This window comes from Streptomyces sp. NPDC019224 (assembly GCF_040632605.1).
Lineage (GTDB): Bacteria > Actinomycetota > Actinomycetes > Streptomycetales > Streptomycetaceae > Streptomyces.
In genome coordinates this window covers 1-3,938 of record NZ_JBEYCF010000107.1, presented here as the reverse complement: position 1 = coordinate 3,938, position 3,938 = coordinate 1, and the positions used below count along the sequence as shown (strand labels likewise).

Genomic DNA, 3,938 nt, shown 5'->3' with positions numbered 1-3,938 from the left:
TGGTTGACCGCCGAGCCCCGTACGACCGCGAGCACCTGGTGGCCGTTGCGGCGGGCGTCCGACAGCCGCTCCACCAGGAGCAGGCCCACCCCCTCGGACCAGCCGGTTCCGTCGGCCGACGCGGAGAACGACTTGCACCGCCCGTCGGGGGAGAGCCCGCGCTGGCGGCTGAACTCGACGAACGTGTCGGGACGCGCCATCACGGTGACCCCGCCGGCCAGGGCGAGATCGCACTCGCCCTGCCGGAGGGCCTGGGCGGCCAGGTGCAGGGCCACCAGGGATGAGGAGCAGGCCGTGTCGACGGTCACCGCCGGGCCTTCCAGACCGAAGGTGTACGCGACCCGCCCCGAGATCACGCTCGACGTGTTGCCGGTGAGCAGATAGCCCTCCAGATCGCGGGGCGCCTTCGCGAGCCGTGATCCGTAGTCGTTGTACATGACCCCGGCGAAGACACCCGTCCGGCTCCCGCGCACACTGCCCGGGTCGATGCCGGCGCGCTCGAACGTCTCCCAGGCCGTCTCCAGGAGGAGCCGCTGCTGCGGGTCGGCCGCAAGGGCCTCGCGGGGGCTCATCCCGAAGAACTCGGCGTCGAACTCACCTGCCCCGTAAAGGAATCCGCCGTCGCGGGCGTACGAGGTGCCGAGGTGGTCCGGGTCCGGATCGTAGAGGCCCGCCAGGTCCCAGCCCCGGTCGGTGGGGAAGCCGCCGATGGCGTCCCGGCCCGACGCGACGAGGTCCCACAGGTCGTCGGGCGACGCCACGCCGCCCGGGTAGCGGCAGGCCATGCCGACGATGACGACCGGGTCGTCCTGGCCGACGGGCCGCGCGCCGGTGACGGTGAGGGGGGAGGGGGAGTGGGCGGTGCCGCCCGGCAGGAGGGTCAGCAGGTGGGCCGCCAACGACCGGGGTGTGGGGTGGTCGAAGACGGCCGTCGTGGAGATCCGCAGGCCGGTGACAGTGGCCAGCCGGTTGCGCAGGTCGACACCGGCGAGGGAGTCGAAGCCCAGGTCACGGAAGGCGCGCGAGTCGTCGAGCGCCGCCGGGCCGGTGTGGCCGAGGACGGTGGCCACCGTCGCCCGCACCAGGTCCGTGACGGCGGACCACCGTTCCTCCTCCGGGAGAGCGGAGGTGTGCTGGGCCCATGTTCCGGTCCCGGAGTCCCCGGCTGTCGCGGCCGAGGCACGGGGACGCGGAGCGCGTACCAGCCCGCGCAGCACGGAGGGCAGCGCGCCTTGCTCCGCCCGCGCCCGCAGCGCGGGTGTGTCGAAGCGTACGAGGACCGGCGCCGGGTCCTCGCCCGTGAGGGCCGCGTCGAGCAGGGCGAGCCCGTCGGCGACGGACAGCGGGCCGAGCCCGGAACGCGCCCAGCGGGCCAACTCGGTCGCGCCGAGGGTGCCGCTCATCCCCTCCGGCCGGTCCCAGAGCCCCCAGGCGAGCGAGACGGCGGGCAGGCCGTGGGCGCGGCGGTGGTGGGCGAGGGCGTCGAGGTAGGTGTTGGCGGCGGCGTAGTTGGCCTGCCCGGCGTTGCCGGTGACCCCGACGACCGACGAGAACAGCACGAAGTCGCTCAGCTCGCTGCCGGCCGTCAGCTCGTGCAGATGGGCGGCGGACTCGGCCTTCGTCCGGAGCACGGCTTCCAGCCGGTCCCGCGTCAGACCCTCGACCGTTACGTCGTCGAGTGCACCGGCCAGGTGGAAGACGGCACCCAGGGGACGGTCGGCCGGGATCGCGTCCAGCGCCCCGGCCAGCTCCTCGCACGAGGACGCGTCCACGGCCGCGAACCGCACCTCGGCCCCGGATCGGGCCAGCTCGCGAGCCAACTCGGCTGCACCGGAAGCCTGTTCACCGCTCCGGCTCACCAGCAGCAGATGCCGGGCCCCGTGTTGTTCCACGAGATGCCGGGCGACCAGTCGGCCGAGCCCACCGGTCCCACCGGTGATCAGGACGGTGCGGTGGCCGTAGTCGCGCGGCTCCGGGACGCCGGCGACGCCGCCACGGGTGACCCTGGGGGCGGACAGAACACCACCGCGCAGGGCGAGTTGAGGCTCGTCGTGGGACGCGCCGGCCAGCACGTCCAGGTCCGGTGTGCCCGCGCCGACATCCGCCACGGCGAACCGCCCCGGGTGCTCCGACTGCGCCGACCGTACGAGTCCCCAGGCGGCGGCCGACCAGGGATCGGGTACGGAGTCGCCGGCCGCCACGGCCTGTGCGCCACGCGTCAGGAGCAGCAGCCGGGCGTTGCCGAAGCGGTCCTCGTCCAGCCACTCCCGTACCAGCGCCAGCGTGTGCGCGGCGGCCTCGCGGCCCTGCGGCACGGACACGACGACGACGTCCGGGACGGGTGCGTCGGGTGCGAGGTCCGTGAACGCGTCGACGTGCACGGCGTGTGCACGGGGGGAGAGGGGGTGCGGGACGCGCGTCCAGTCGATGCGGTGGGGTGCGGGCGCCCGGCCGTCCGGTGCGCCCAGTGCGGCGGCGTCGACCGGAAGCAGGGTGAGGGAATCGGCGGCCAGCACGGCGTTGCCGGCCGGATCGGTGACCGTGAGCCGCCCGGACGACCAGTGGGCACGCAGCGCGGTGGCGCCGGTCGCGAAGAGCTCGACGCCCGACCAGGCGAAGGGCACGGGCAGCCGTCCGTCCTCCCGCGCTTCCTCCCCGCCGACCAGGGGATGCAGGGCCGCGTCGAGCAGGGCGGGGTGGAGCGGGAACTGAACTGCTTGTTCAGCGAGTTCAGCGGGGAGCGCGATGTCCGCGAAGAAATCGTCGCCGTCGCTCCACGCGGCTTGTACGGCACGGAAAGCGGGCCCGTAGGCGTACCCCAGCCGGTCGAGCCGTGCGTACAGCGCCTCGACTTCGAGCGCGTCGGCGTGCTCCGGTGGCCAGGTGTCCGGGAGGGCGGAGGGTGCGGCGGTCGGCGGGGCCAGCGTGCCCGTCGCGTGGCGGGTCCAGTCGGTCGCCGGGGCCGGCCGGGTGTGGATGCTGAGGGTGCGGTGGCCGTCGGTGCCGGCCGGGCCGACGGCGAGCTGGAGCGAGAGCGAGCCCTCGGCGGGCAGCACGAGCGGCGCTTCGAGCGTCAGCTCGGCCACCCTCGGCGCCTCCACGGCCTCACCGGCGGCGAGCGCCAGATCCACGAAGGCCGTGCCCGGCAGCAGGGCGTGGCCCAGGATCTCGTGGTCCGCGAGCCAGGGGTGGGCGGAGCGCGACAGCCGGCCGGTGAACACCGAGCCGCCCTGCTGGGCCAGTTCGCCCGAAGCCCCGAGGAAGGGATGCGCGACGGCCACGAGCCCCAGGGACTCGGGACCGGCTGTGGCACGGCTCGGCACCCGCCAGTAGCGGGTCGGCAGGAACGGATAGGTGGGGAGGTCGGTGCGGCCGTGTCCCGGCAGGTCGAGAGGGGTGCCGTGGGCGTGGGTGGTGGCGAGGGCGGTGCGGTAGGTGTGGTCCTCGTCGTGGTTCCTGCGGAGGAGCGGGATGGCGTGGGGTGTGTGGGCGGTGAGAGAGGCGTCGGGCCCCAGCTCCAGATAGGTCGTGACGTTCTTGCCGGTGAGGGTGGTGATGTGGTCGTGGTGGCGGACGGTGTCGCGTATCTGGTCGGTCCAGTGGTCGGGGCTGGTGGGGTCGCCATCGGTGATCAGCGGTGTGCGGGGCTGGTGGTACGTGACCGTCCGCGCCACTTCCCTGAACGCGTCGAGGATCGGGTCCATGTGGGGGGAGTGGAAGGCGTGGCTGACGGTCAGCGGGTGGACGCGGTGACCCTGGTCCTTCAATGTCTGCGCGGTGTGCCGTACGGCGTCCGCGTCGCCCGAGATCACCAGTGAGGTGGGGCTGTTCACGGCAGCCAGGGTCACGTGCGCGTTGAGGTACGGCTGTATCTGTTCCTCGGTCGCTTCGATGGCGGTCATGGCTCCGCCGGCCGGTGCGGATTGCATGAGCCGGGC

General features: G+C 73.8%; 1 protein-coding gene. It reads right to left on the bottom strand.

Features of this window, described 5'->3' with window-relative positions; genetic code table 11:
- A partial coding sequence (locus ABZ564_RS32625) for an SDR family NAD(P)-dependent oxidoreductase (RefSeq protein WP_360863114.1) occupies window positions 1-3,902 on the bottom strand: 3,902 nt, incomplete at its 3' end.
- Window positions 3,903-3,938 lie beyond the last annotated feature (36 nt).